The sequence below is a fragment of the uncultured Tateyamaria sp. genome (assembly GCF_947503385.1).
GTDB lineage: Bacteria > Pseudomonadota > Alphaproteobacteria > Rhodobacterales > Rhodobacteraceae > Tateyamaria.
This window is the reverse complement of sequence record NZ_CANNDO010000004.1, coordinates 271093-291809: the sequence shown is the minus strand read 5'-3', so window position 1 is coordinate 291809 and position 20717 is coordinate 271093. Positions and strand designations below refer to the sequence as shown.

22 protein-coding genes and 1 tRNA gene are annotated in these 20717 nt (G+C 63.5%); 15 read left to right on the top strand and 8 right to left on the bottom strand.

What is annotated here, in order from left to right; translation table 11 throughout:
* Positions 1-14 precede the first annotated feature (14 nt).
* The 4 genes from Q1A85_RS15295 to Q1A85_RS15280 all read left to right on the top strand — a co-directional run bounded on the left by Q1A85_RS15295 (position 15) and on the right by Q1A85_RS15280 (position 4393).
* Positions 15-1064, top strand: a complete 1050-nt coding sequence (locus Q1A85_RS15295) for an aldo/keto reductase (protein ID WP_299691148.1) — start codon at positions 15-17, stop codon at positions 1062-1064.
* Between the two features lie 207 nt (positions 1065-1271).
* Positions 1272-2183 (top strand): 3-keto-5-aminohexanoate cleavage protein, encoded by a 912-nt coding sequence (locus Q1A85_RS15290; protein WP_299691145.1) that lies wholly within the window; start codon positions 1272-1274, stop codon positions 2181-2183.
* Positions 2184-2191: 8 nt separating this feature from the next.
* Positions 2192-2767 carry a lipocalin gene (locus Q1A85_RS15285; protein ID WP_299691142.1) on the top strand — a complete coding sequence of 192 codons (576 nt, stop codon included), beginning with the start codon at positions 2192-2194 and terminating at the stop codon, positions 2765-2767.
* 150 nt (positions 2768-2917) lie between these two features.
* Complete coding sequence (locus tag Q1A85_RS15280) at positions 2918-4393, top strand: carnitine 3-dehydrogenase (RefSeq protein ID WP_299691139.1); 1476 nt, start codon at positions 2918-2920, stop codon at positions 4391-4393.
* On the opposite strand, the gene Q1A85_RS15275 is transcribed toward Q1A85_RS15280, so the two are convergent.
* A complete protein-coding gene (locus tag Q1A85_RS15275; protein WP_299691136.1) occupies positions 4390-5247 on the bottom strand; it encodes a helix-turn-helix transcriptional regulator in 858 nt (285 codons plus the stop codon). The genes Q1A85_RS15280 and Q1A85_RS15275 overlap by 4 nt on opposite strands.
* Positions 5248-5357: 110 nt before the next feature.
* Between Q1A85_RS15275 and Q1A85_RS15270 the strand changes: the two genes are divergently transcribed.
* A complete protein-coding gene (locus Q1A85_RS15270; protein WP_299691133.1) occupies positions 5358-6287 on the top strand; it encodes a fatty acid desaturase in 930 nt (309 codons plus the stop codon).
* A gap of 13 nt (positions 6288-6300) precedes the next feature.
* Entirely contained in the window at positions 6301-7203 is a 903-nt protein-coding gene (locus Q1A85_RS15265) for a DMT family transporter (RefSeq protein WP_299691130.1), read from the top strand.
* Here the strand turns inward: Q1A85_RS15265 and Q1A85_RS15260 are convergent.
* Both Q1A85_RS15260 and Q1A85_RS15255 read right to left on the bottom strand, forming a co-directional pair.
* Positions 7200-7892, bottom strand: coding sequence for an NUDIX hydrolase (locus tag Q1A85_RS15260; RefSeq protein ID WP_299691127.1), 693 nt, complete (start codon positions 7890-7892; stop codon positions 7200-7202). The two genes, Q1A85_RS15265 and Q1A85_RS15260, sit on opposite strands and share 4 nt — an antisense overlap.
* Before the next feature lie 23 nt (positions 7893-7915).
* Positions 7916-8269, bottom strand: coding sequence for a DUF983 domain-containing protein (locus tag Q1A85_RS15255; protein ID WP_299691466.1), 354 nt, complete (start codon positions 8267-8269; stop codon positions 7916-7918).
* Positions 8270-8527: 258 nt separating this feature from the next.
* On the opposite strand from Q1A85_RS15255, the gene Q1A85_RS15250 reads away from it, so the two are divergent.
* From Q1A85_RS15250 to Q1A85_RS15235, 4 genes are read left to right on the top strand one after another with little or no spacing between them, the layout of a single operon-like run.
* Positions 8528-8971 carry an EF-hand domain-containing protein gene (locus Q1A85_RS15250; RefSeq protein ID WP_299691124.1) on the top strand — a complete coding sequence of 148 codons (444 nt, stop codon included), beginning with the start codon at positions 8528-8530 and terminating at the stop codon, positions 8969-8971.
* Positions 8972-9029: 58 nt separating this feature from the next.
* Entirely contained in the window at positions 9030-9623 is a 594-nt protein-coding gene (locus Q1A85_RS15245) for an RNA polymerase sigma factor (protein ID WP_299691121.1), read from the top strand.
* A gap of 5 nt (positions 9624-9628) precedes the next feature.
* Positions 9629-9988, top strand: coding sequence for a hypothetical protein (locus Q1A85_RS15240; RefSeq protein WP_299691118.1), 360 nt, complete (start codon positions 9629-9631; stop codon positions 9986-9988).
* Position 9989: 1 nt separating this feature from the next.
* On the top strand, positions 9990-10487 hold the full coding sequence (locus Q1A85_RS15235; protein ID WP_299691116.1) for a periplasmic heavy metal sensor: 498 nt from the start codon (positions 9990-9992) through the stop codon (positions 10485-10487).
* A gap of 7 nt (positions 10488-10494) precedes the next feature.
* Here the strand turns inward: Q1A85_RS15235 and Q1A85_RS15230 are convergent, their stop codons facing one another.
* Complete coding sequence (locus Q1A85_RS15230; RefSeq protein ID WP_299691113.1) at positions 10495-11892, bottom strand: diguanylate cyclase; 1398 nt, start codon at positions 11890-11892, stop codon at positions 10495-10497.
* A gap of 93 nt (positions 11893-11985) precedes the next feature.
* On the opposite strand from Q1A85_RS15230, the gene Q1A85_RS15225 reads away from it, so the two are divergent.
* The 5 genes from Q1A85_RS15225 to Q1A85_RS15205 all read left to right on the top strand — a co-directional run bounded on the left by Q1A85_RS15225 (position 11986) and on the right by Q1A85_RS15205 (position 16315).
* Positions 11986-12270, top strand: a complete 285-nt coding sequence (locus tag Q1A85_RS15225; RefSeq protein WP_299691110.1) for a DUF3572 domain-containing protein — start codon at positions 11986-11988, stop codon at positions 12268-12270.
* On the top strand, positions 12267-12974 hold the full coding sequence (locus tag Q1A85_RS15220; RefSeq protein WP_299691107.1) for an HAD family hydrolase: 708 nt from the start codon (positions 12267-12269) through the stop codon (positions 12972-12974). Before Q1A85_RS15225 ends, Q1A85_RS15220 begins: the two co-directional genes overlap by 4 nt.
* 89 nt (positions 12975-13063) lie before the next feature.
* The gene (locus Q1A85_RS15215; RefSeq protein ID WP_299691105.1) at positions 13064-14626 is read left to right on the top strand and encodes a trimethylamine methyltransferase family protein; all 1563 of its coding nucleotides are present in this window, start codon (positions 13064-13066) and stop codon (positions 14624-14626) included.
* Between the two features lie 88 nt (positions 14627-14714).
* Positions 14715-15302 carry a heme NO-binding domain-containing protein gene (locus Q1A85_RS15210; RefSeq protein ID WP_299691102.1) on the top strand — a complete coding sequence of 196 codons (588 nt, stop codon included), beginning with the start codon at positions 14715-14717 and terminating at the stop codon, positions 15300-15302.
* Positions 15299-16315, top strand: a complete 1017-nt coding sequence (locus Q1A85_RS15205) for a GGDEF domain-containing protein (RefSeq protein WP_299691099.1) — start codon at positions 15299-15301, stop codon at positions 16313-16315. Before Q1A85_RS15210 ends, Q1A85_RS15205 begins: the two co-directional genes overlap by 4 nt.
* A gap of 210 nt (positions 16316-16525) precedes the next feature.
* On the opposite strand, the gene Q1A85_RS15200 is transcribed toward Q1A85_RS15205, so the two are convergent.
* From Q1A85_RS15200 to Q1A85_RS15185, 4 genes are all read right to left on the bottom strand, one after another.
* Positions 16526-16600: transfer RNA gene (locus tag Q1A85_RS15200), tRNA-Glu, on the bottom strand.
* Positions 16601-16682: 82 nt separating this feature from the next.
* On the bottom strand, positions 16683-18422 hold the full coding sequence (recJ, locus tag Q1A85_RS15195) for a single-stranded-DNA-specific exonuclease RecJ (RefSeq protein WP_299691096.1): 1740 nt from the start codon (positions 18420-18422) through the stop codon (positions 16683-16685).
* 7 nt (positions 18423-18429) lie between these two features.
* A complete protein-coding gene (glpX, locus tag Q1A85_RS15190; protein ID WP_299691094.1) occupies positions 18430-19398 on the bottom strand; it encodes a class II fructose-bisphosphatase in 969 nt (322 codons plus the stop codon).
* A 21-nt stretch (positions 19399-19419) separates the two neighbouring features.
* Positions 19420-20706 (bottom strand): homoserine dehydrogenase, encoded by a 1287-nt coding sequence (locus Q1A85_RS15185; protein WP_299691092.1) that lies wholly within the window; start codon positions 20704-20706, stop codon positions 19420-19422.
* Between the last annotated feature and the right edge of the window lie 11 nt (positions 20707-20717).

The window sequence follows — 20717 nt, the reverse complement described above, 5'->3', positions numbered from 1 at the left end:
AAAGAGGGATCACCATGGAGCGACGCCAACTTGGACGCACAGGCATCGAGGTCTCGGCCTTGTGTCTGGGCACGATGACGTGGGGCACCCAGAACACCGCCGAAGAGGCACATGCCCAGATCGAGCGGGCGCTGGATGCGGGTGTCGATTTCATGGACACGGCAGAGATGTATCCGGTGAACCCGGTCAGTGCCGAAACCATTGGCCGGACCGAGCGTATCATCGGCCTGTGGTTCGAGCGGGTGGGGCGGCGTGACAACGTAATCCTTGCCACCAAACATTCAGGCGAGGGGTTGGGATATGTCCGCGACGGCGCACCGATCACCGCAGAGACGATTCCCGAAGCTGTCGAAGGATCGCTGCGGCGGCTGAAGACCGACTATATCGACCTCTATCAATTTCATTGGCCCAATCGCGGCAGCTATATGTTCCGGCAGAACTGGGGCTATGACCCGACGACCAAGGGCACCGATGCGGCTGCGGTCATCCAGAACATGGAAGACTGTCTGGGCGCGCTACAGGATCAGGTGGATCGGGGTACGATCCGCGCCTTTGGCCTGTCCAACGAAAGCGCGTGGGGCACGGCGCAGTGGTTGGCAGCGGCAGCGCGGACGGGTGGGCCGCGCGTGGCCAGTGTGCAGAACGAATATTCGCTGCTGTGCCGGCTTTATGACACCGATATGGCTGAGTTGAGCGTGTATGAGGACGTGGGTTTGCTGGCGTTCTCGCCACTGGGCGCCGGGTTTCTGAGCGGAAAATATCAGGGCGGCGCTGTGCCGGACGGATCGCGCATGTCGCTGAGCCCGGAGATGGGCGGGCGCAAGACGGACAGCGTTTTTGGCGCGGTGGACGCCTATCTGGACATTGCGGGGCGTCACGGGCTGGACCCGTCGCAGATGGCGCTGGCGTGGTGTCTGACGCGGCCATTCATGTGTTCGGTCATTTTTGGGGCGACGCAGGAGGGCCAGCTGGAGCTGGCGCTGGGCGCGGCTGATATCGCCCTGTCGGATGAGGTTCTGGCCGAGATCGACACCGCCCACCGCGCGCACCCCATGCCGTATTGAGCAGCTGCCGCTGCGCATGATCTGCCGGTGACCCCCAACCTGACCTTCCCCTCGGGGGAAGGGACCGGGAGGGCAGGCCGACCCCGTCAGTCTGGCGGGGTGGTTTATGGTGTGCGGCAGGGCGCGTTTGCGTCATCGGGTTTCGTTTTCCGGCTGGCAGGGGGGTCATTGATTTGCGAGGGTCCCGGAAAAGAAGGGGAGATCACGATGCCGCTGACCATGAATCGCGAGGTCTTTATCACCTGTGCCGTAACCGGGTCCGGCGGCACGCAGGACCGCAGCCCGCATGTGCCACGCGCGCCCCGGCAGATTGCAGACAGCGCCATTGCGGCGGCCAAGGCCGGCGCGGCAATAGTGCATTGCCACGTGCGCGACCCCGAGACCGGAGCGCCAAGCCGGGATTTGTCCTATTACCGAGAGGTCACAGAGCGCATCCGGGATGCGGATGTCGATGTGGTGCTGAACCTGACCGCTGGTATGGGGGGAGACATCGTGTTTGGCGGTGCGGATGCGCCGCTGCCGCTTGCAGAGGGGACAGACATGGTGGGTGCCGCTGAACGCGTTGCGCATATCGCCGATTGCCTGCCGGAGATTTGCACGCTGGATTGCGGCACGATGAACTTTGCCGAAGCCGATTACGTGATGACCAACACGCCCGGCATGTTGCAGGCGATGGGGCGCAAGATGACCGATCTGGGCGTGAAGCCGGAGATCGAGGCCTTTGACACCGGGCATTTGTGGTATGCAAAGCAATTGGTTCAGGACGGTGTTCTGGACAGTCCCGCGTTGGTGCAACTGTGTATGGGTGTTCCGTGGGGCGCACCGGATGACCTCAATACATTCATGGCGATGGTGAACAATGTCCCGGATGACTGGACGTTTTCGGCCTTTGCGTTGGGGCGTCACCAGATGGCCTATGCGGCGGCTGCCGTACTTGCAGGGGGCAATGTGCGGGTCGGGCTTGAGGACAATCTGTGGCTCGACAAAGGCGTGTTGGCGGAGAACTGGCAATTGGTCGAGAGGGCGGGCACAATCGTCGAAAATATGGGCGCGCGGGTGATCGGACCGGCGGAAGTGCGCGAGAAGCTGGACTTGGTCAAGCGGGCACCAAAAGGGTGACTGTCCCGATGCACCGGGCGTGCTTTGGCCGCGCGTGGGCTGCGTCCGGGTTTGGTGCATGGGCTGTGCTGGTGTGGGGGCTGACGGCCTGTGCTCCGCTTGGCCCGACGACCGGTAGTGTCGCGATACCCTACCGCAATCCAACCGCTGCTATCGGCGTGACGAGCCGCTATGACGATGCGCGGTTTGCGGGTCTGTGGTACGTGCGCGGGGCCTATCCGGTGGATGCAGATCTGAGGTTGGTGGAGCGGCGCGCGGATGCTCCGGAGGGCCCGCTCTGGACGCTGACGTCGCGCAGGTGTGTGTCGGCGGGCGCGTGCGTCGAAGGTGTAGCGCATTGGCCGGCAGAGACAGATGTGCCCGGGGCAGATGTGCTGAGCGACCCGCAAGGCGGGCCGGCCCGACGGGCGGTTGTCGTCTGGGTCGATGACGGGTTTCGCACAGCGGCTGTGGGCGGTGCCGATGGACGCTTTGCCTGGGTGCTGGACCGGGCGCCGCGGGGTGGCGCAGACCGGATCGCGGCGGGGCGGCAAGTGCTGGCGTTTTCGGGCTTTGATCTCAAGGACATGAGGATGTCGCCGTGATTATGCGCCCTGTCCCGGGGGGAGGCCGGGCACTTGCGCCGGTGCTGGGGCGCCGGCGGTCTGAGTTTTGGGCGGTGGTGCGGGTGTTCCTTGCGTTGCTCCCTGCCCAAAGCGCGCAATGGAAATTCTTGATACGTAAGGAGGTGCTGCATGGCGCAGGTGGCGGCAATCATTGGCGGCGGGGTGATCGGCGGAGGCTGGGCCGCACGGTTCCTGTTGAACGGATGGGACGTGCGGGTGTTCGACCCCAGTCCCACGGCAGAGGCGACGCTGGCGCCGGTGCTGGAACAGGCGCGGCGTGCATTGCCGGGTTTGACCGACGTGGCACTGCCGTCGGAAGGACGGTTGAGCTTTCACGCTGATCTGGCCGAAGCGGTGACCGGGGCCGCGTGGATACAGGAGAGCGTGCCCGAGCGGCTGGAGATCAAGCACAATGTGCTGGCCCAGATGCAGGCCGCCTGTGCCGCAGATGCAATCATCGGGTCTTCGACATCTGGTTTCAAACCGAGCGAGTTGCAGCAGGGTGCCGCGCGGCCGGAGCAGATCATGGTGTGCCACCCGTTTAATCCCGTTTACCTGATGCCACTGGTCGAGGTGGTGCCATCGCCCGACACTGACCCTGCGCTGGTCGACCGCGCACAGGCGGTGTTGCGCGGTCTGGGCATGTTCCCGCTGCATGTGCGCAAGGAGATCGACGCGCATATCGCCGACCGCTTTCTCGAAGCGGTGTGGCGCGAAGCGCTGTGGCTGGTCAAAGACGGGGTCGCCACCACAGAGGAAATTGACGAAGCGATCCGCATGGGCTTTGGGATTCGCTGGGCGCAGATGGGGCTGTTTGATACCTATCGTACGGCAGGGGGAGCTGCGGGGATGCGCCATTTCATGGCGCAGTTTGGCCCCGCCTTGCAGTGGCCGTGGACCAAGCTGATGGACGTGCCCGAATTCACCGACGCACTGGTGGACCTGATTGCGGGGCAGTCGGATGCGCAATCCGGGCATATGACCATCCCCGAGATGTTGCAGGCGCGCGACAACAACCTTGTGGGCCTGTTGCGGGCACTAAAGCAGACCAACTGGGGCGCGGGTGCCGTGCTGAACGCGCATGATGCGGCGTTGGCGCAGGGCACTGTGCTGGCGGCCCGTGCGGACATGCTTGAGGATGTGGGCGGACCTATCCCGACCGTGCAGCGGACCGTGCCGCTCGATTGGACTGACTATAACGGGCACATGAACGAGGCGCGGTATCTGCAAGCCTTTGGCGATGCCACGGACCGGTTTATGGCGCTGATCGGCTGTGATGCGGATTACGTCGCGACCGGTGGCAGCTATTTCACTGCCGAGACGCATCTACGCCATATCGATGAGGTCCGTGCGGGTGCGCGGATCGAGGTCGTGACACAGGTGCTGAGCGGGGCAGGCAAAAAGCTGCACCTGTGGCACGAAATGCGACAGGGCGACCGGCTTTTGGCCACGGCGGAGCATTTCCTGCTGCATGTGAGCCTTGAGACGCGCAAACCCAGTGACCCCGCGCCACAGATTTTGGCGGCTCTGACCCGGATAGCAGAGGCGCACGCGCACCTTGCCACACCCGAAGGGGTGGGGCGGTCGGTGGGCCAGCGGCCCTAGATCACACCACGCAGACCGGCGAAATGGGTGGACATGTCCCGTGCAGTATAGCTGGCCTCGCGCACCAGTTGGTCAAAATGTGCGGTCAGTGTTTCGATCCGTTCGCGGTCGCGAAAGGCGAGGTAATGGCCGCCCGAGTACAGCACGGCCAGCAATGGCCCGAACACGGTGACCGGGGCGGAGTATAGCCGCCGCGCGTCATACAGATAGAGCCGCAGGCGCGGATAAAGCTGCTCGGTGAGTTCCTGCAGATGGTCAAGCTGTGCGGCGCGCACGTGGCTGGGCAGATCGCCATAGTAGCCTGTGCCGCGGGCAAAACTGTCAATCTCGTAGATTGGCATGGCAATCTCGTAATCCGACGGTGAGGCGCGCATCCAGTTGAGCCGGTCGCGCGAGGCGTTGATGGCTTGCGTCGTGGTGCGGCCCAGATGGGGGCCATATTCCCACGCCAACATGTCCTCGGTCTTGAGCATGTCGGGCAGGCCTGCGGGGACGTGGCGGATTTTGTACCCCATCGCCTCTTGGTGCCAGGCAAAGATACGTTCGTCGATCAGAGCGCGGGGCGCTTCGGTCAGCGTGAGGGCCATGGCCGTGAGGGCAGACGCGCTTTCGGGGCGGTCGGACAGGCCCATCAGCCAGTCGGCAGATACGCCAAGCGCCTGCGCACAGGCGCCAACCACATGTGCGCCGGGCAGCCGGGTGCCGGTATCGGTGAGCGCTTGGCTGATGGTGGAGCGATCAGAGCCGATGAGGCGGGCCAGCCCGCTTTGCGTCATGTTCTGTTCGGCCATCGCCATGGACAGCCGCGCGCGGAAGAGAGCGGCGCGCGCCCGCTTGTCGAGAATATCTGACATAACGTGATATTTATCACCATTTGTAGAGATTGTTAACAATATTCGGAATTCTCGGGTGTCGCGCGGAGCGCTAGACCAGACGGGTCCCTTGTATCGTTGAAAGGCCCGATATGTCGCCCCGCGCAGCCACGCGCCATGTGCCCGCCGCTTTGCCATACCGTATCGAATGGATTACGGCCGCGCTGTTTGTCCTGTGTCTGCTGGCGCTGTGGCTGGGGGTCTGGGTTCTGGCGGCGATACCGCTTGTGGCAACCTTTGTGGTGGTGCTGGCGCTGGTGCTGCACGCGTCGCTCAGCCATGAGGTGCTGCATGGCCACCCGTTCCCGTCACGCAAGGTGAACGAGGCGTTGGTGATTGTGAACCCCGGCCTGTTCATCCCCTACATCCGGTTCCGCGACACGCATCTGGCCCATCATCAGGATGCAAACCTGACCGATCCTTATGACGACCCAGAAACCAACTACCTGGACCCGGTGGTCTGGGCCGCGCTGCCGCGCTGGCGGCGGCGGCTGCTGGCGTGGAACAACACGCTGCTGGGGCGCATGGCCATTGGCCCGCTGGTCGCACAGGCGGCGTTCATGGCAGCGGATTGGCGCGCGATCCGGGGCGGAGACCGGCAGGTCCTGCTGGGCTGGGCCGTGCATGTGCCCGGTGTGGCCATCGTGCTGACCGTCATTGCGGCCGCACCCATGGCGCTGTGGCACTATGTGTTATGCAGCTATGTGGCGGTGTCGATCCTGAAGATACGCACCTTTCTCGAACATCAGGCGCATGACAAGGCGCGCGGCCGGACCGTGATCGTCGAAGACCGTGGTCTGCTGGCGTTTCTGTTTCTGAACAACAACTTCCACGTGGTGCATCATATGCACCCGCGGGTGCCGTGGTATCGCCTGCCAGCGCTTTATGCCGCGCACAAGGCGCGCTATCTGGGCTGCAATGACGGGTATCGCTATGGCTCTTATGCCGAAGTGTTCGCGCGCTACGCGCTCACCGCAAAGGATCCGGTGGCGCATCCGCTCTGGCCCTCGCCCAAGGGATGATCGATAGAGGGGCATGACCCTCTGGATTTCGATCACGGTGGCGGCGGCGTTTTTCCAAACGCTGCGCTTTATGCTGCAACGGCAATTGTCGTTGGGCACGCTGAGTGCGTCCGGAGCAACACTGGCACGGTTTCTGTATTCTGCGCCGCTCGCGGCGGTGGGCATCACACTGTACCTCGTGGCGTCAGAACAGGCGCTGCCAGCGGTGCCGCTGTCGTTCTGGCTGTTTGCCGCGGCAGGCGGGGTGGCGCAGATTTTGGCCACCGTGGCCGTTGTGATGCTGTTCAAGGCGCGCAACTTTGCCGTGGGTGTGACATTCCAGAAAACCGCCGTGATGCAGGCGGTGCTGACCGGGTGGCTTCTGTTGGGCGACACGGTATCGGTCTGGGGATTTGTCGCCATCGCGCTGGGATTGGTTGGGGTCCTGCTGTTGTCGGTGCCGCCGGAACTGGCCCGGTTTGGCTGGCGTGACCTGATGAACCGGGCGGCGGGGCTTGGCCTTGGGGCGGGATTTTTGTTCTCGATCTCCGGCGTGTCCTATCGCGGCGCGTCGCTGAGCCTTGCGCTGGACGATCCGTTTGCGCGGGCGGGACTGACGCTTGCCGCGGTCACGGCGATGCAGACCTTGGCCATGGTTTTCTGGTTGCGCTGGCGCGACCCGGGACAGGTGCGAGCCGTGTGGGAAGCGCGGCGAGTGGCCGTTTGGGTTGGTCTTTTGTCTATGGCCGGGTCGTTTTGCTGGTTTACGGCGTTCACCTTGCAAAACGCGGCTTACGTGAATGCGGTCGGCCAGATCGAACTTGTGTTCAGCGGGCTTGCCAGTGTCTTGATTTTCCGCGAGGCGGTTACGCGGCGCGAATGGGTCGGCATGGGTATCCTAATGGCGTCGATCCTGACACTGGTGCTGCTGATCTAGTCCCGCACCCAGTCGCCGCGCAGGCGCAGGAACAGGCTTTCTTCATCGTCGTTCTTAAAAAACGGCACGGATTGCGGCTCTGGCGCGCCGTTTAGTTGCGATTGCACCTCGCTCAACACCACTTCCGTGATGAAGGGCATGTCAAAGCGGCGCGCTTGGGCCAGTTCAACCCATTGCAGATGAGACAGCTCGTCCGAGGCGGCAGAGAAATCGTCCGGGTCCGAGGCAAGCGCATCCGCCGACACCACAAAAAATCGTGCATCAAACCGGCGGGGCCGTCCCGGCGGGGTCAACGCGCGAAAGACAAAGCGCAGGGCGGCGGCGTGGGGCAGGTGACCGCTGGCGGCAAAGGCCCGCCAGTCGGCAGGCGGGTCCTGCCACGCGCCCGGCGTTCCCAGAATTTGACCGGTCTCCTCAAAGAGTTCGCGCACCGCAGCGGCCGCGATGGCGGGGCCCAGACCCGGCGCGCTGTCATCGTCGAGCCGGGTGGCACACGGCGCGGGCAGTGCTGTGCCCAGCGGCACCTGCGCGTCGCCTGCATCCACGGCGCCACCGGGAAAGACAAACTTGTTGGGCATGAATGCGGCCTTTGCGCCACGCTGGCCCATAAGAATACGTGGATTGGTGTCGGTGTCCCGCAGGACAATGACGGTAGCGGCGTCGCGGATCTGGCTTTTGTCGATGCTCATCTGGCCCCTTGCTGGGGGTCGGGTCATCCGTGCTGGCCGAACCCGCCCATGGCGCGCGCCCATTGGAACCCGACAATCGCCCCCTTCAGTCTTGGCAGAAGGTAAAGCGACAGGCCGACACATCCAACCGCAAAGATCGTGAACAGGATCAACGGTTCGGGCCGCCACGTGACAAACACCACATGCAAAAGCGGGGCCATCAGATGACCGACCAGTAGGATGGTCAGGTACGCAGGGCCATCATCGGCACGGTGATGCGAGTAGTCGAGCTTGCAGACTGCACAGCTGCTGGCGACCTTGAGATACCCTTTGAGAAGGGCACCGCGGCCACAGCGCGGGCACCTGCGGCGCCAGCCGCGCAGCAGGGCGGGCCGCATCCGGCGGGTGCCTTTGTCCACGGGGTCGTGGGTGTGCCGTGTGATCTGCTCGTGTCGCATGGGGTGCTCGTTTGTCCGATCTCCCTACACTGGGCGTGCGCGGCGCAAATCGGAATGGCGCAATCTGTCCTTGCGTCCCGATGTCGCGCCGCGCTGCCATGTAAAAATTAATTTCGACGGAAATGCGGGCGGGTTCCGTTTGATGGGTATTCGGCACGCAATGAGCAGGTGCCGGTCTGAACAAACGGAGTAAGCCAAATGAAACGTACCGCCTTTATTCTTGTTGTCGCGATGGCGGCCACTGCCGTGACCAGCACAAGCGCGTTGGCGCGTGGGCAAGGGCCCGACCTTGCCACCTTGGACACGGATGGCAATGGCGAATTGACCCGCGAAGAGTTGCAGGCGCGGGGTGCCATCCGCTTCCAAGAGGCAGACACAAACGGTGATGGCCAACTGAGCCAGGCCGAGCTTGAGGCGCAGGCCTCTGCGCGCGCCAGCGACCGTGCTGCGCGGATCATCGAGCGGATGGACGCCAATGGCGACGGGCAATTGTCGCAGGATGAGATCACTGAGCGGCGCAATGCGGGCCGGTTCTTTGACCGGATTGACAGCGACAACAGCGGGACGATTACGCAAGCAGAGTTTGACGCGGCACGCGACAAGATGCGCGAACGTCGCGGCAAGCGACACGGCGCGGATTGATGCGTGCGTGCCCTTGCCCCTTGTGAACGGGGGCGGGGGCACGTTAGCCCGTCAGAAGATGACGATGCCACTGGATGCCCAAGACACGGATGGCCCGGAGGAGGCTGCATTGCTGGCGCGCTATGCGCGCGGCGATGCGGCTGCGGCGCGTGCGCTGACCACACGGCTGACACCGCGCGCTTACGGACACGCCATGCGCCTGCTGGGCGACCGGGCCGAAGCCGAGGATGTCGCGCAAGAGGCGATGATGCGCTTGTGGAAAATCGCGCCGGACTGGCGCACGGGCGAGGCGAAGGTCACCACGTGGCTCTACCGTGTAGTGGCAAATCTGTGTACCGACCGGTTGCGGCGCAGGCCACGGGGGCCGGTGGCGCTGGATGACGTGGCAGAGCCGCTTGATCCGGCACCGGGGGCCGAGGATCGTTTGCTGGCGCAGGCTCGCCGCGACGCTTTGGCACGCGCATTGGCGTCGTTGCCGGAACGGCAGCGCCTTGCAGTGATGTTGCGCCATTTCGAGGGTGCGACGAACCCGGAGATCGCAGAACGGCTGGACGTCAGCGTCGAGGCTGTGGAAAGCCTCACGGCACGCGGCAAACGCGCCTTGGCGGCGGCACTCAAGGGGCAGGCCACTGCCCTTGGATACGAAGGATGAGCAAGATGACAGACCCTGCTGACAAGACCGATTGGGTGGATGCGCTGCTGGACGATGTGGGGCAAGCCGAAGTGCCCGACGCTTCCGGCGACCTGATGGCGCGTGTGCTGGCCGATGCCGAGGCGGCGATGCCAGCGCCGGGCGGTGCGCCTGCGCGAGACGGGCTGTTGCGCCAAATCCTTGCGGGTTTGGGTGGCTGGCCATCTGTGGGCGGGTTGGTGGCGGCGACCGCCGTGGGTTTTGCGGTGGGGCTGGGCGCGCTGGACGCCACCGGCCTCAACGCGCTGTGGCTGGGGGACTACGCCACGTATTACGATGACACTCTGGGGTTCAGCGTAAATGGCTGGGACTTCGAGGAGGGGTAGGATGACCGAAGAGATCACACGCAAACGCTGCCCCCTCTGGGTCAGGATCCTGCTGGCCCTGTCGCTGGCGCTGAACCTTGCCATCGTGGGGTTGGTGGCGGGGTTGCTGACGCGCGGGCCGGGGCCGCTGCGCGGGGGCGGGCCGGGGTTGAGCTATGCGCTGCCCTATATCGTGGCGCTGGACCGTACGGATCGCCGTGCCGTGATGGGTGCGGTGCGCAATGACCCCAGCCTGCCGGACAGGCGCAGCCGAAAGGCGCAGTTCGACGATATGCTGGCCGCGCTGCGCGCTGAACCGATGGACCGCGCCGCTGTACGTGCGGTGCTGGCCAGTCAGGCCGATGGCGTGGCGCGGGTGCAGGCGGTGGCGCAGGAGGCGTGGCTGGACACGATCGAGGCGATGTCCCCGCAAGAGCGGCGCAACTATGCCGACACGGTCGAAGCGGTGTTGCAAAAGGGACCGCGCGGGAAACGCGGCAAGCCGCCCAAGCCGGACTAAACCCGGATCAGGCGGCGGGGCGGCACAGCGTGACGCGGTTACGCCCTTCTGCCTTGGCGTCATAAAGCGCCTGATCGGCCCGGTCGAGCAGCGCCTCGGCTGTCATCAACGTGCCTTTGGGCAGACCGTTTTCCATGTCACAGACGATCATGCCGATGGAAATGGTTGCGTTGATCGGAGTCGGGTGGCCGGGAATGGCTATGGACGTGGTGCCGATCTTGCGACACAGGCGCGTGGCAGCGCTGCGCGCATTCTCCAGCCCGACGCCGGGGAGCGCCATCAGAAACTCTTCGCCGCCGATGCGGGCCACCATGTCGACGGCGCGCAGATTGCTGCGCAAACGTCGCGCAACCTCGATCAGAACAGCGTCGCCTGCGGCGTGGCCATACCGGTCGTTGATCTGTTTGAAATGGTCCATATCCGCGATCATGAGGGCAAAGGATTTGCCGGTGCGCTGCGCACGTTCTGCAATCCGGGTGACATGCGGCATCGCGTACCGGCGGTTGTGCAGCCCGGTAAGCGGGTCGATCACCGCGGCTTCGATCCCGGTGCGGACCGTTGCGCGCAGGGCGTCCGTCATCATCTTGCGGGCCAGAAGCGTACGCAGACGTACGGCAATCTCTTCGAGCGTCGCCCCGTGCGGGGCGAGGTCATTTGCACCCATGTCCAGCATCTGTGCCCCAAGCTGTGCGGGCGCCTCTTCTTGTGCGACCATGATCACGCTGTGTCGGGTCGAAGCGTGGCTGCGCAGCGAGGCCAGAAGGCTCAGCGTTTCGTGGTCGCGTCCGGGCGTGGTGATCAGCAGAAAGGCATCGGGGATCGATCCGTCCAGTTCGGCCTGCACGGCCTCGGCTGGCAGGCACACGCTCGTTTTTGCGGGCAGGAGCGGTGCCAACGCCTGTTTCCATTCGGTGTGCAGATGCGGCGTGCGGGTGACAACACGGATGCAGGCCGCAGGCCCGAATTGCGCGCTGTGTTCGGCAAAACCCAAGGCCCGCGATGTGCCTTCGCGCAGCTGCCATTCGCTGGTCGAAGCATAGCTGCGCAGCAGGCTGCGCGCGCGCGCCAGCAGCAGCGGGTGATCCACTGGCCGGATCAACACGTCGTCATAGCCCGCCTCCAGCAAACGAAGCCGCCTTTTTGGATCTGTCGGGCCGCCCAGTGCGATCACCGGCACTTTGCCAAACAGACCCACCTTGCGCAGGCGGGCCAGCACCTTTTCCGGGCGCCCATCCGGCAGACTGGTGGAACACAGGATCAGATCGGGCTGTCTTTGGCCTACAACACGCATCCCTTCGGCGATGCTGGTGGCCTGCAACACTTCGTATTGGCTGGCGGCCAGCTTGACGCGCAGAACGATGCGGTGGGTCGCGATGGGATCAATGACCAGAACCTTGCCGTGCATAGATCATTCCAATTTTCCAAAAAGGCTGTGTAATGGGTATCGGGCGAATTAGGTTAACAAAGGGTTTCGAAACCCGGTCGAAGGAGCATTGCCGTGCCAATGTCGCAAGAATCCGCCGAAGTTGTGGGGTTGAAGGCCCTGGAATGGCTCACCAGCCAAGAAGATGTACTGCCGGTGTTCATGGGCTCGACAGGCGCAAGTGCGGATGACGTGCGCGCAGGTGCGGCGGATCCGGCGTTTTTGGGGGCGGTTCTGGACTTTATCCTGATGGACGACAGCTGGGTCCAGTCGATGTGCGATTTCGCGGCAATTCCCTATGATCGGCCGATGATGGCACGGGCGATGCTGCCCGGTGGCGCTGCGGTGCATTGGACATGACGGACCCCGTACGCGGCGTCATCTTTGACAAGGACGGCACGCTTTTTGATTTCCGCACCACGTGGGAGGCTTGGGCCGCGGCGTTTCTGCGCCGTGCTGCGGGCGGAAACGAGGATCATGCCACGCGGGCAGGTCAGGCCGTCGGTTTTGATCTGGCGCAGTCCAGCTTTTCGCGCGACAGCGTCGTGATTGCGGGCACCGCACAGGAAATTGTCGAGGCGTTGGCGCCGGTGTTTCCGGACATGTCGGCGGAGGCGCTTCTTGTTCTCATCAACACCGAAGCGGCGCGCGCGCCGCAGGCCGAGGCGGTGCCGCTTGCGCCCTTGCTTGATGAGTTGCGCGATCGTGGCCTGAAGCTTGGCGTGGCGACCAACGATTCCGAAGCGCCCGCGCGGGCGCATCTGGACGGGGCAGGGGTGACGGCGCGGTTTGACTTTGTCGCGGGCTTCGACAGCGGCCATGGTGGTAAACCGGGTCCGGGGCAGTTGCTGGCCTTTTGCACACAGGTGGATCTGGACCCGTGTGAGGTGCTGATGGTGGGCGACAGCTTGCATGATCTGCTTGCCGGGCGTGCCGCCGGAATGCGCTGCGTGGCGGTGCTGACCGGCATGGCCACCGCGCAGGATCTTGCCCCCCATGCGGTGGCTGTGCTGGACGACATTGGCGCGCTGCCGGGTTGGCTGGACCATCACGCGACGCGCTAGCCGGAAAAAACGACACGCGCCGTCGCAATTGGGCGGGTTGTCCGGGCGGGCATGGCCAACTCTGGGCGAGCCATGTGACGGAGGACAGCATGACCGACACACAGACCCGACGCCGCAGCCGTGGCGGAGGCCGCGCCGGCGCCGCCGCACGCCGTGGCAGTGCCGTGATCGAGCAGATGCCGTGGAACCCGCCACGGATGATCGACCCGCCGGTGGAGCCTGTCAGCGCCGAAGGCGTTGCCGCAATCCATGATGGTGCCATGCGTATTCTCGAGGAAATCGGGATCGAATTCCTGAACGAAGAAGCGCTGGAGATCCTGCGCGGGGCTGGGTGCACCATCGACGGTGCCAATGTCCGTATGGGACGCGATTTCGTAATGGAGATGGTCGCCAAGGCACCGTCGTCCTTTACGCTCACCCCGCGCAATCCCGCACGGCAGATCACCATTGGTGACGGACATATCAACTTTGGAAACGTGTCGTCGCCGCCGAACTACTGGGACATGGAGATCGGCACCAAGGTGCCCGGCACGCGCGACATGTGTGCCAACCTGCTCAAGCTCACACAGTATTTCAACTGCATCCATTTCGCGGGCGGCTACCCGGTCGAGCCGGTGGACATCCACGCCAGTGTGCGACATCTCGACGTTCTCTATGACAAGCTCACGCTGACCGACAAGGTCATGCACGCCTATTCCTTGGGCAAGGAACGGGTCGAGGATGTGATGGAGATGGTGCGCATTGCGGGTGGTCTCAGCCACGACGCGTTCGAGGCGCGCCCGCATATGTACACCAACATAAATTCAACCTCACCGCTCAAGCACGATCACCCGATGATCGACGGCTGCCTGCGCATGATCCGGCGGGGGCAGGCGGTGGTGGTCACCCCCTTTACGTTGGCCGGTGCCATGGCGCCTGTGACCATGGCGGGTGCTGTGGCGCAGTCTATTGCCGAGGCGCTTTGCGCCATCGCGCTGTTCCAATACGTGGCGCCGGGGGTTCCGTGCGTGATCGGCACGTTTACGTCCAATGTCGATATGAAATCGGGCGCACCGGCGTTCGGTACGCCGGAATACATGCGTGCGACGCAGATCACCGGGCAATTGGCGCGGTTCTATGGGTTGCCTGTTCGGTCCTCAGGCGTTTGCGCGGCCAACGTGCCAGACGGGCAGGCAATGTGGGAGACGTCGAACAGCCTTTGGGCCGCCGTACAGTCGGGCACGAACATGGTCTACCATGCGGCGGGCTGGCTTGAGGGCGGGCTGATCGCGAGTCCTGAGAAATTCATAATGGATTGCGAAATTATCCAGCAAATTCAGCGATATCTTGACCCTGTGATTGTTGACACCAGCCCCGATGCCATCGCACTGGACGCGATCAAATCTGTGGGCAGCGATGGGCATTTCTTTGGCATCCAGCACACGCAGGACCGCTATTCTTCGGCCTTCTACCAACCGTTCCTGAGCGACTGGAAGAACTTTGAAGGCTGGCAGGCGGCAGGTGCTGTATGGACGCCGGAACGGGCGCATATGATGTTCAAGGAGATCATAGGCGGGTTTGAGGCGCCCCCAATGGACGCAGCCATCCGCGATGAGCTGGCAGACTTTGTCGCCCGAAGAAAATCCGAAGGCGGTGCGCCGACGGATTTCTGACCCATAATTTCGGACAATTGTCGATGTTAGCCGAATGTTAGGGGTGTTCGGTCCAGTCTCCCGGGGGAGGCAACGGGACAACGCGACGATGCACGGTTTGATCAACAGGGCGATCCAATGTTTTGTGACGGACGCCTATGGATCGGAAAAATGGCTTGAGGCCACGCGCGTGGCAGAGCTCGACTTTGTCGAGTTCGAGGCGATGATGGTTTATGATGAGGCTCTGACCCCACGGGTTCTGGATGCCATTGCGCAGGTGCTGGACCGGCCGCGGAACGAAATGATGGAGGATCTGGGCACCTACCTCGTGTCGCATCCGACGGTCGAGGCGTTGCGACGATTGCTGCGATTTGGTGGCGTCAACTTTGTCGAATTCCTGCAATCTCTGGACGATCTGCCGGACCGCGCGCGCCTTGCCGTGTCGGACCTGCACCTGCCACGGATCGAGTTGCGCGAACACGCACCCAATCGGTTCAGCCTCGTATGCGATTGCCCGGTGGAGGGGTATGGCCATGTGATGATGGGTATTTTGCGTGCCATGGCAGATGATTATGGTGCTTTGGCCCTGCTGGAGCATCAGGGTGGTGGCAATGGCACCGAAATCATTTCTATTTCGCTGATCGAAACGGAATTTGCCGAAGGCCGCGTATTTGACCTTGGGGCGCGCGCGGGATGACGGGGTCAATCAACACGGCGCTGGATGTGTTGTGCCCAATGCATCTGTTGCTGTCGCAGACGGGCCATATCCTTCATGCAGGCCCAACAGCACAAAAGCTGCGCCCGGATGTGGATTTGCTGGGGCTGCGCTTTCTCGAAGTGTTCGACCTGAAACGCCCCCGCGCCATTTCCACAATGGACGATCTGCGCGCCGCTGCGGGGATGAAATTGCATTTGCGGCTGCGGGACGCGCCCAGCACCGAGGTTAAGGGCGTGCTTGTGCCGGGTCCGGACGCGGACCAGTGTATTGTGAACCTGTCCTTTGGCATCTCAATTGTGGATGCGGTGAGTGATTATGCGTTGACCAGCGCTGATTTTGCAGCGACGGACCTCGCCGTCGAGATGCTCTATCTGGTAGAGGCAAAGTCTGCCGCGATGGAGGCGTCGCGCAAACTGAACCTGCGCCTGCAAGGCGCCAAAATCGCGGCCGAGGAACAGGCTTACACCGACACGCTGACCGGTCTCAAGAATCGTCGCGCGATGGATCATGTCACGGCGCGCTATGCCACGTGGGGCACCCAATTCGGATTGATGCAGATCGACCTCGACTGGTTCAAGGCGGTGAACGACACGATGGGTCATGCGGCAGGCGATCACGTATTGCAGACCGTGGCGCGGATCATGGTCGAAGAAACGCGCGACAATGACACAGTTGTGCGGATCGGAGGCGACGAGTTTGTCGTCCTGCTGCCATCCGCCGAAGAGATGAACGATTTGGCTGCCATCGGTGCGCGGATCATTGACCGACTGACCCGCCCCATTCCGTTTCAGGGCAAGGAATGCCACATCTCCGCCAGCATCGGTGTGGCGATTTACGAACCGTCCGGACCGTATTCCGTGGCCGAAGTTCTGGATAACGCGGATGTGGCACTATACGCGTCCAAGAAATCGGGGCGTGCCCAACTGAGTTTTTATGATCCGTCGTTGCGCGCAGAAGACCAAGATGAAACAGCCGACGCCCGTCGTGCCTGAACCGCGCTCTAGGATTTCACCAACGCGTGGACCTTACAGACCTTAACCATTGCCGTCAGATCTAAGTGTGCGTGTCGGAATTTGATGATCGGAACACTCCGGGCTGCACCCGCGCACGGCGCCGAAGATTAATTGACGAAACCATCCCGCAGAAACAGAGCATTCCCTGTTTGAGACGCCGTTCATTCACCGCTGTAATGAAAGCGATAGTGGCATCCCGTAGGGGAATCGAACCCCTCTTTCCAGGTTGAAAACCTGGCGTCCTAACCGATAGACGAACGGGACGCAGCTATCGTGAACGGTGAGATAGGGAATTCCGCCGGGGCGCGCAAGGGAAAAAACGCAGCAATTTTGGATGGATTTGCGTTCAGGCGGGGGCGGCGTCTTCGAGTTGCAGTTGGACCGATTGGCGACCCCGAAAGGTGTTGATCTCGAGCCGTCCAGCCAGATGAAATGGCGCGCCGCCGTGGTTTTCGAGAGCGGGACCAAGGGGCGTGTCATAGGCCCCAAAGGAGATCGCATCGAGCCGTGCGCCACCGGTTTCGCCAAACGTGATCTTGAGGTGGTTTTCGCCAACCCGCCGGGCATGGAGGATTCGCATCGACGCAAAGGCAAAGCGCGGCCCCGGCGCACCTGCGCCAAACGGCCCTGCGGCATCAATCTGCTCCACCAGTTCCAGCGTCGCGGCGGCGGGCATCAGCGCTCCGTCAAGGCGCAGGTCGCGCGGGCCAAGCGCATCCGCGCCCTGTTTGGCAAGCAACGCGCCCAGCCGCGCCATGGCGGCGTCAATCTTGTCGGCGGCAACGGTCAAGCCTGCCGCCATCTTGTGCCCGCCCCCTTTGATCAACAGCCCTTCGGCGGCGAGCCGCTGGATCGGCGCACCGAGGTCGATGCCCGCAACGGACCGGCCTGATCCCTTGCCGATACCGTCTTCGATGCCGATCACGATCGCGGGGCGGTTGGTTGCCTCTTTGAGCCGCGCGGCGACAATGCCCACAACACCGGGATGCCAGCCGTCGCCCACGGCCCATGCCAGCGGCCCGTCCGCGCCGCGTTCCTCGCATTGGGCCAGTGCCTCGGCCCGCACGCGGGCTTCGATGTCACGCCGTTCCGCGTTCAGCGTGTCGAGCCGCTCGGCAAGGGCTGCGGCCTCGTGCGGGTCGGATGTGGACAAAAGGCGTGCGCCCAGATCGGCCTGTCCGATGCGACCGCCTGCATTGATGCGGGGGCCGAGCATGTAGCCAAGGTGATATGGCGAGGGTGCAGAGTCGAGCCCGGCCACATCCGCAAGCGCAACCAGACCGGGCCGCGCCCGCCGGGCCATAATGGTCAGCCCCTGACGCACGAATGCACGGTTCACGCCAATCAGCGGGGCGACATCGGCAACGGTCGCAAGACCCACCAGATCAAGGAGCGTCATCAGGTCCGGCCCGCTCTGACCGTCCGCGCGCAACTGCCTGCCTGCCTCTACCAGCATCAAAAAGACGACCGCAGCTGCGCACAGATGTGCCAGTGCACCGTCTTCATCCTGACGGTTCGGATTCACGATTGCATAGGCGTCGGGCAAGGTCTCTGCACCGAGGTGGTGATCCAGTACAACCACATCCGCGCCTGCAGCCGCAGCGATTGGCCCGTGCGAAAGCGTGCCGCAATCAACGCAGATAATCAGGTCGTGGCGCGCAGCCAGCTGCGCCATCGCCGCGTCGTTCGGCCCATACCCCTCGTCGATCCGGTCCGGAACATACAGCGTGGCATCCCGACCCAACGCGCGCAGCCACGTAAGCAAAAGGGCGGCAGATGCCCCGCCATCGACGTCGTAATCGGCAAAGACCGCGACCTTCTGGCGGGCGGAGACCGCGTGCAGGACACGCTTGGCGGCCCGTTCCATGTCCCGCAGGGACCGTGGGTCCGGCAGCAGATCACGCAAAGTGGGGGCCAGGTAAGCGGCGGCATCCTCTGCCAACACACCCAAACGGGCAAGCACGTGGCACAAGGGGCGGGGCAGGGCAGTTTGCTGTGCCATGGCCTCGGCGGCACGAGCCCGGTCCGGGTCAGGCCCGATCCATGCCCGACCCGTCAGCGAAGGTGCGACGTCGAGGAAAGCCAATCGCGCCTCAGACCGTTTCGACCGGGGTGCGGTAGTTGATGCGCCGCACCGAACCGGTCTTGGACCGCATCAGCAGCGTTTCGCATGTCAGCCAGCCGGGTTCGCGCTGTACGGCGGTCAGAATCGAGCCGTCGGTGACGCCGGTCGCAGCGAAAATGACATCCTGTGTGACCATGTCATCCCGCGCGTAGATGCGGTCAAGGTCGGTGATCCCGGCCTTGGCCGCGCGCCCGCGTTCGTCATCGTTGCGGAACAGGAGCCGGCCATAGATTTGGCCGCCCATGCATTTGAGAGCGGCGGCGGCCAGCACGCCTTCGGGTGCGCCGCCTTCGCCCATATACATGTCGATGCCAGTGTTGGGCTCGGCGCAGTGCATCACGCCCGCAACGTCACCATCTGTGATCAGGCGAATTGCAGCGCCTGTGCTGCGGACAGAGGCGATGACGGCTTCGTGCCGGGGCCGTTCGAGGATGCAAACGGTGATGTCGGACGGGTCGCACCCCTTGGCGGCGGCCAGTGCGAGCACACGTTCGTCCGGGCTCATTTCAAGTGTCACGACGCCGGGGGCGTAGCCGGGACCAATAGCCAGCTTGTCCATATAGACATCCGGCGCGTGCAGCATCGATCCGCGCGGACCCATGGCAATGACGGTCAGGGCGTTGGGCATGTCTTTGGCGGTCAGCGTCGTCCCTTCGAGCGGGTCGAGCGCGATGTCCACGCCGGGGCCGTTGCCGGTGCCCACTTCTTCGCCGATATACAGCATCGGGGCTTCGTCCCGTTCGCCTTCGCCGATGACGACGACACCGGCGATGTCCAGCATGTTGAGCTGCTCGCGCATGGCGTTGACGGCGGCCTGATCGGCGGCTTTTTCGTCGCCGTTGCCAACAAGCCGGGCCGAGGCGAGGGCCGCAGCCTCCGAGACGCGGGCAAGGCCCAGGGACAGCATACGGTCCTGGAAGATTTCGGTGGTCGACATGCTGAATTCCTTTTGGTGGGTCTAAATGTCTTCGATGCGTAACACGACGGGATCGGACGCAAGCACGCCGGTCTGCCCCATTGCCGCAATGGCGGTGTCGAGCGCGCTGCGGGTGCATTTGTGCGTGACGATCAGCACCGGAGCGGTGGCGTCGTCGTGCCCGTACTGGCGCATCCGGTCGATGCTGACACCGGCCTCGCCCAGAACGGTGGCGATTTTGGCCAATGCGCCGGGCTTGTCGTGCAGCGCCATGCGCAGATAGTGCGGCGCTGGCAGAACCGAGCGGGCAGGCGTCGCCGCCTCAAGCGATGTGGCGGGCTGACCAAAGACGGGCAGGCGTTGGCCGCGGGCGATGTCACAGATGTCGCCCATCACAGCAGAGGCGGTGGGTCCTTCTCCGGCACCGGGGCCGCGCAGGACAATCTGTTCAACCGCATCACCTTCGAGAGCCACCATGTTCGTGCCGCCCTGCAACTGGCCAAAGGGGGACGTGTCAGGGACAAGGCAGGGCATCATGCGCTGCTCCAGCCCGCGGCCGGTTTTCTGGGCCACGCCCAGCAGCTTGATCTTGTACCCCATGTCGCCGGCATGGCGGATGTCGTCGATGCTGACCCGTTCGATCCCCTCAAGGTCGATCCCGTCGAAATTCACCTGCGTGCCAAATGCAATGGAGGACAGAATCGCCAGCTTGTGGGCTGCATCGATGCCGCCAACGTCAAGCTGGGGATCGGCTTCGAGGTAGCCCAACCCGTCGGCTTCGGCGAAAATGTCCGCGTAGCTGAGGCCGGAGCTTTCCATGCGGGTGAGGATGTAATTGCACGAGCCATTCATCACGCCAACGATCCGGGTGATCTGATTACCGGCGAGGCCTTCTGTCAGGGCCTTGATCACGGGAATGCCGCCTGCCACTGCGGCCTCGTAGCGCAGGGAAATGCCAGCGGCTTCGGCGGTTTCGGCCAGCGCCTGTCCGTGAACGGCAAGCATTGCCTTGTTGGCGGTGACCACATGTTTACCGGCTGCAATAGCTGCTTCGGTCGAGGCTTTGGCAGGGCCATCGGTCCCACCCATCAATTCGACATAGACATCCACATCGTCGCGCGTGGCGAGGGCCACGGGATCGTCTTCCCATGCGTAGCTGTTCAGCGGTACGCCGCGGTCCTTGTCACGGCTGCGCGCGCTGACGGCAACAAGCTGGAGCGGGCGGCCTGTGCGCGCCTCCAGCAAGGCGGCCTGGCTGCGCAGGATGCGCACAACCCCGATGCCCACGGTGCCAAGTCCTGCAATGCCGAGGCGCAAGGGGGAGGTCATGGCAGGTCCTT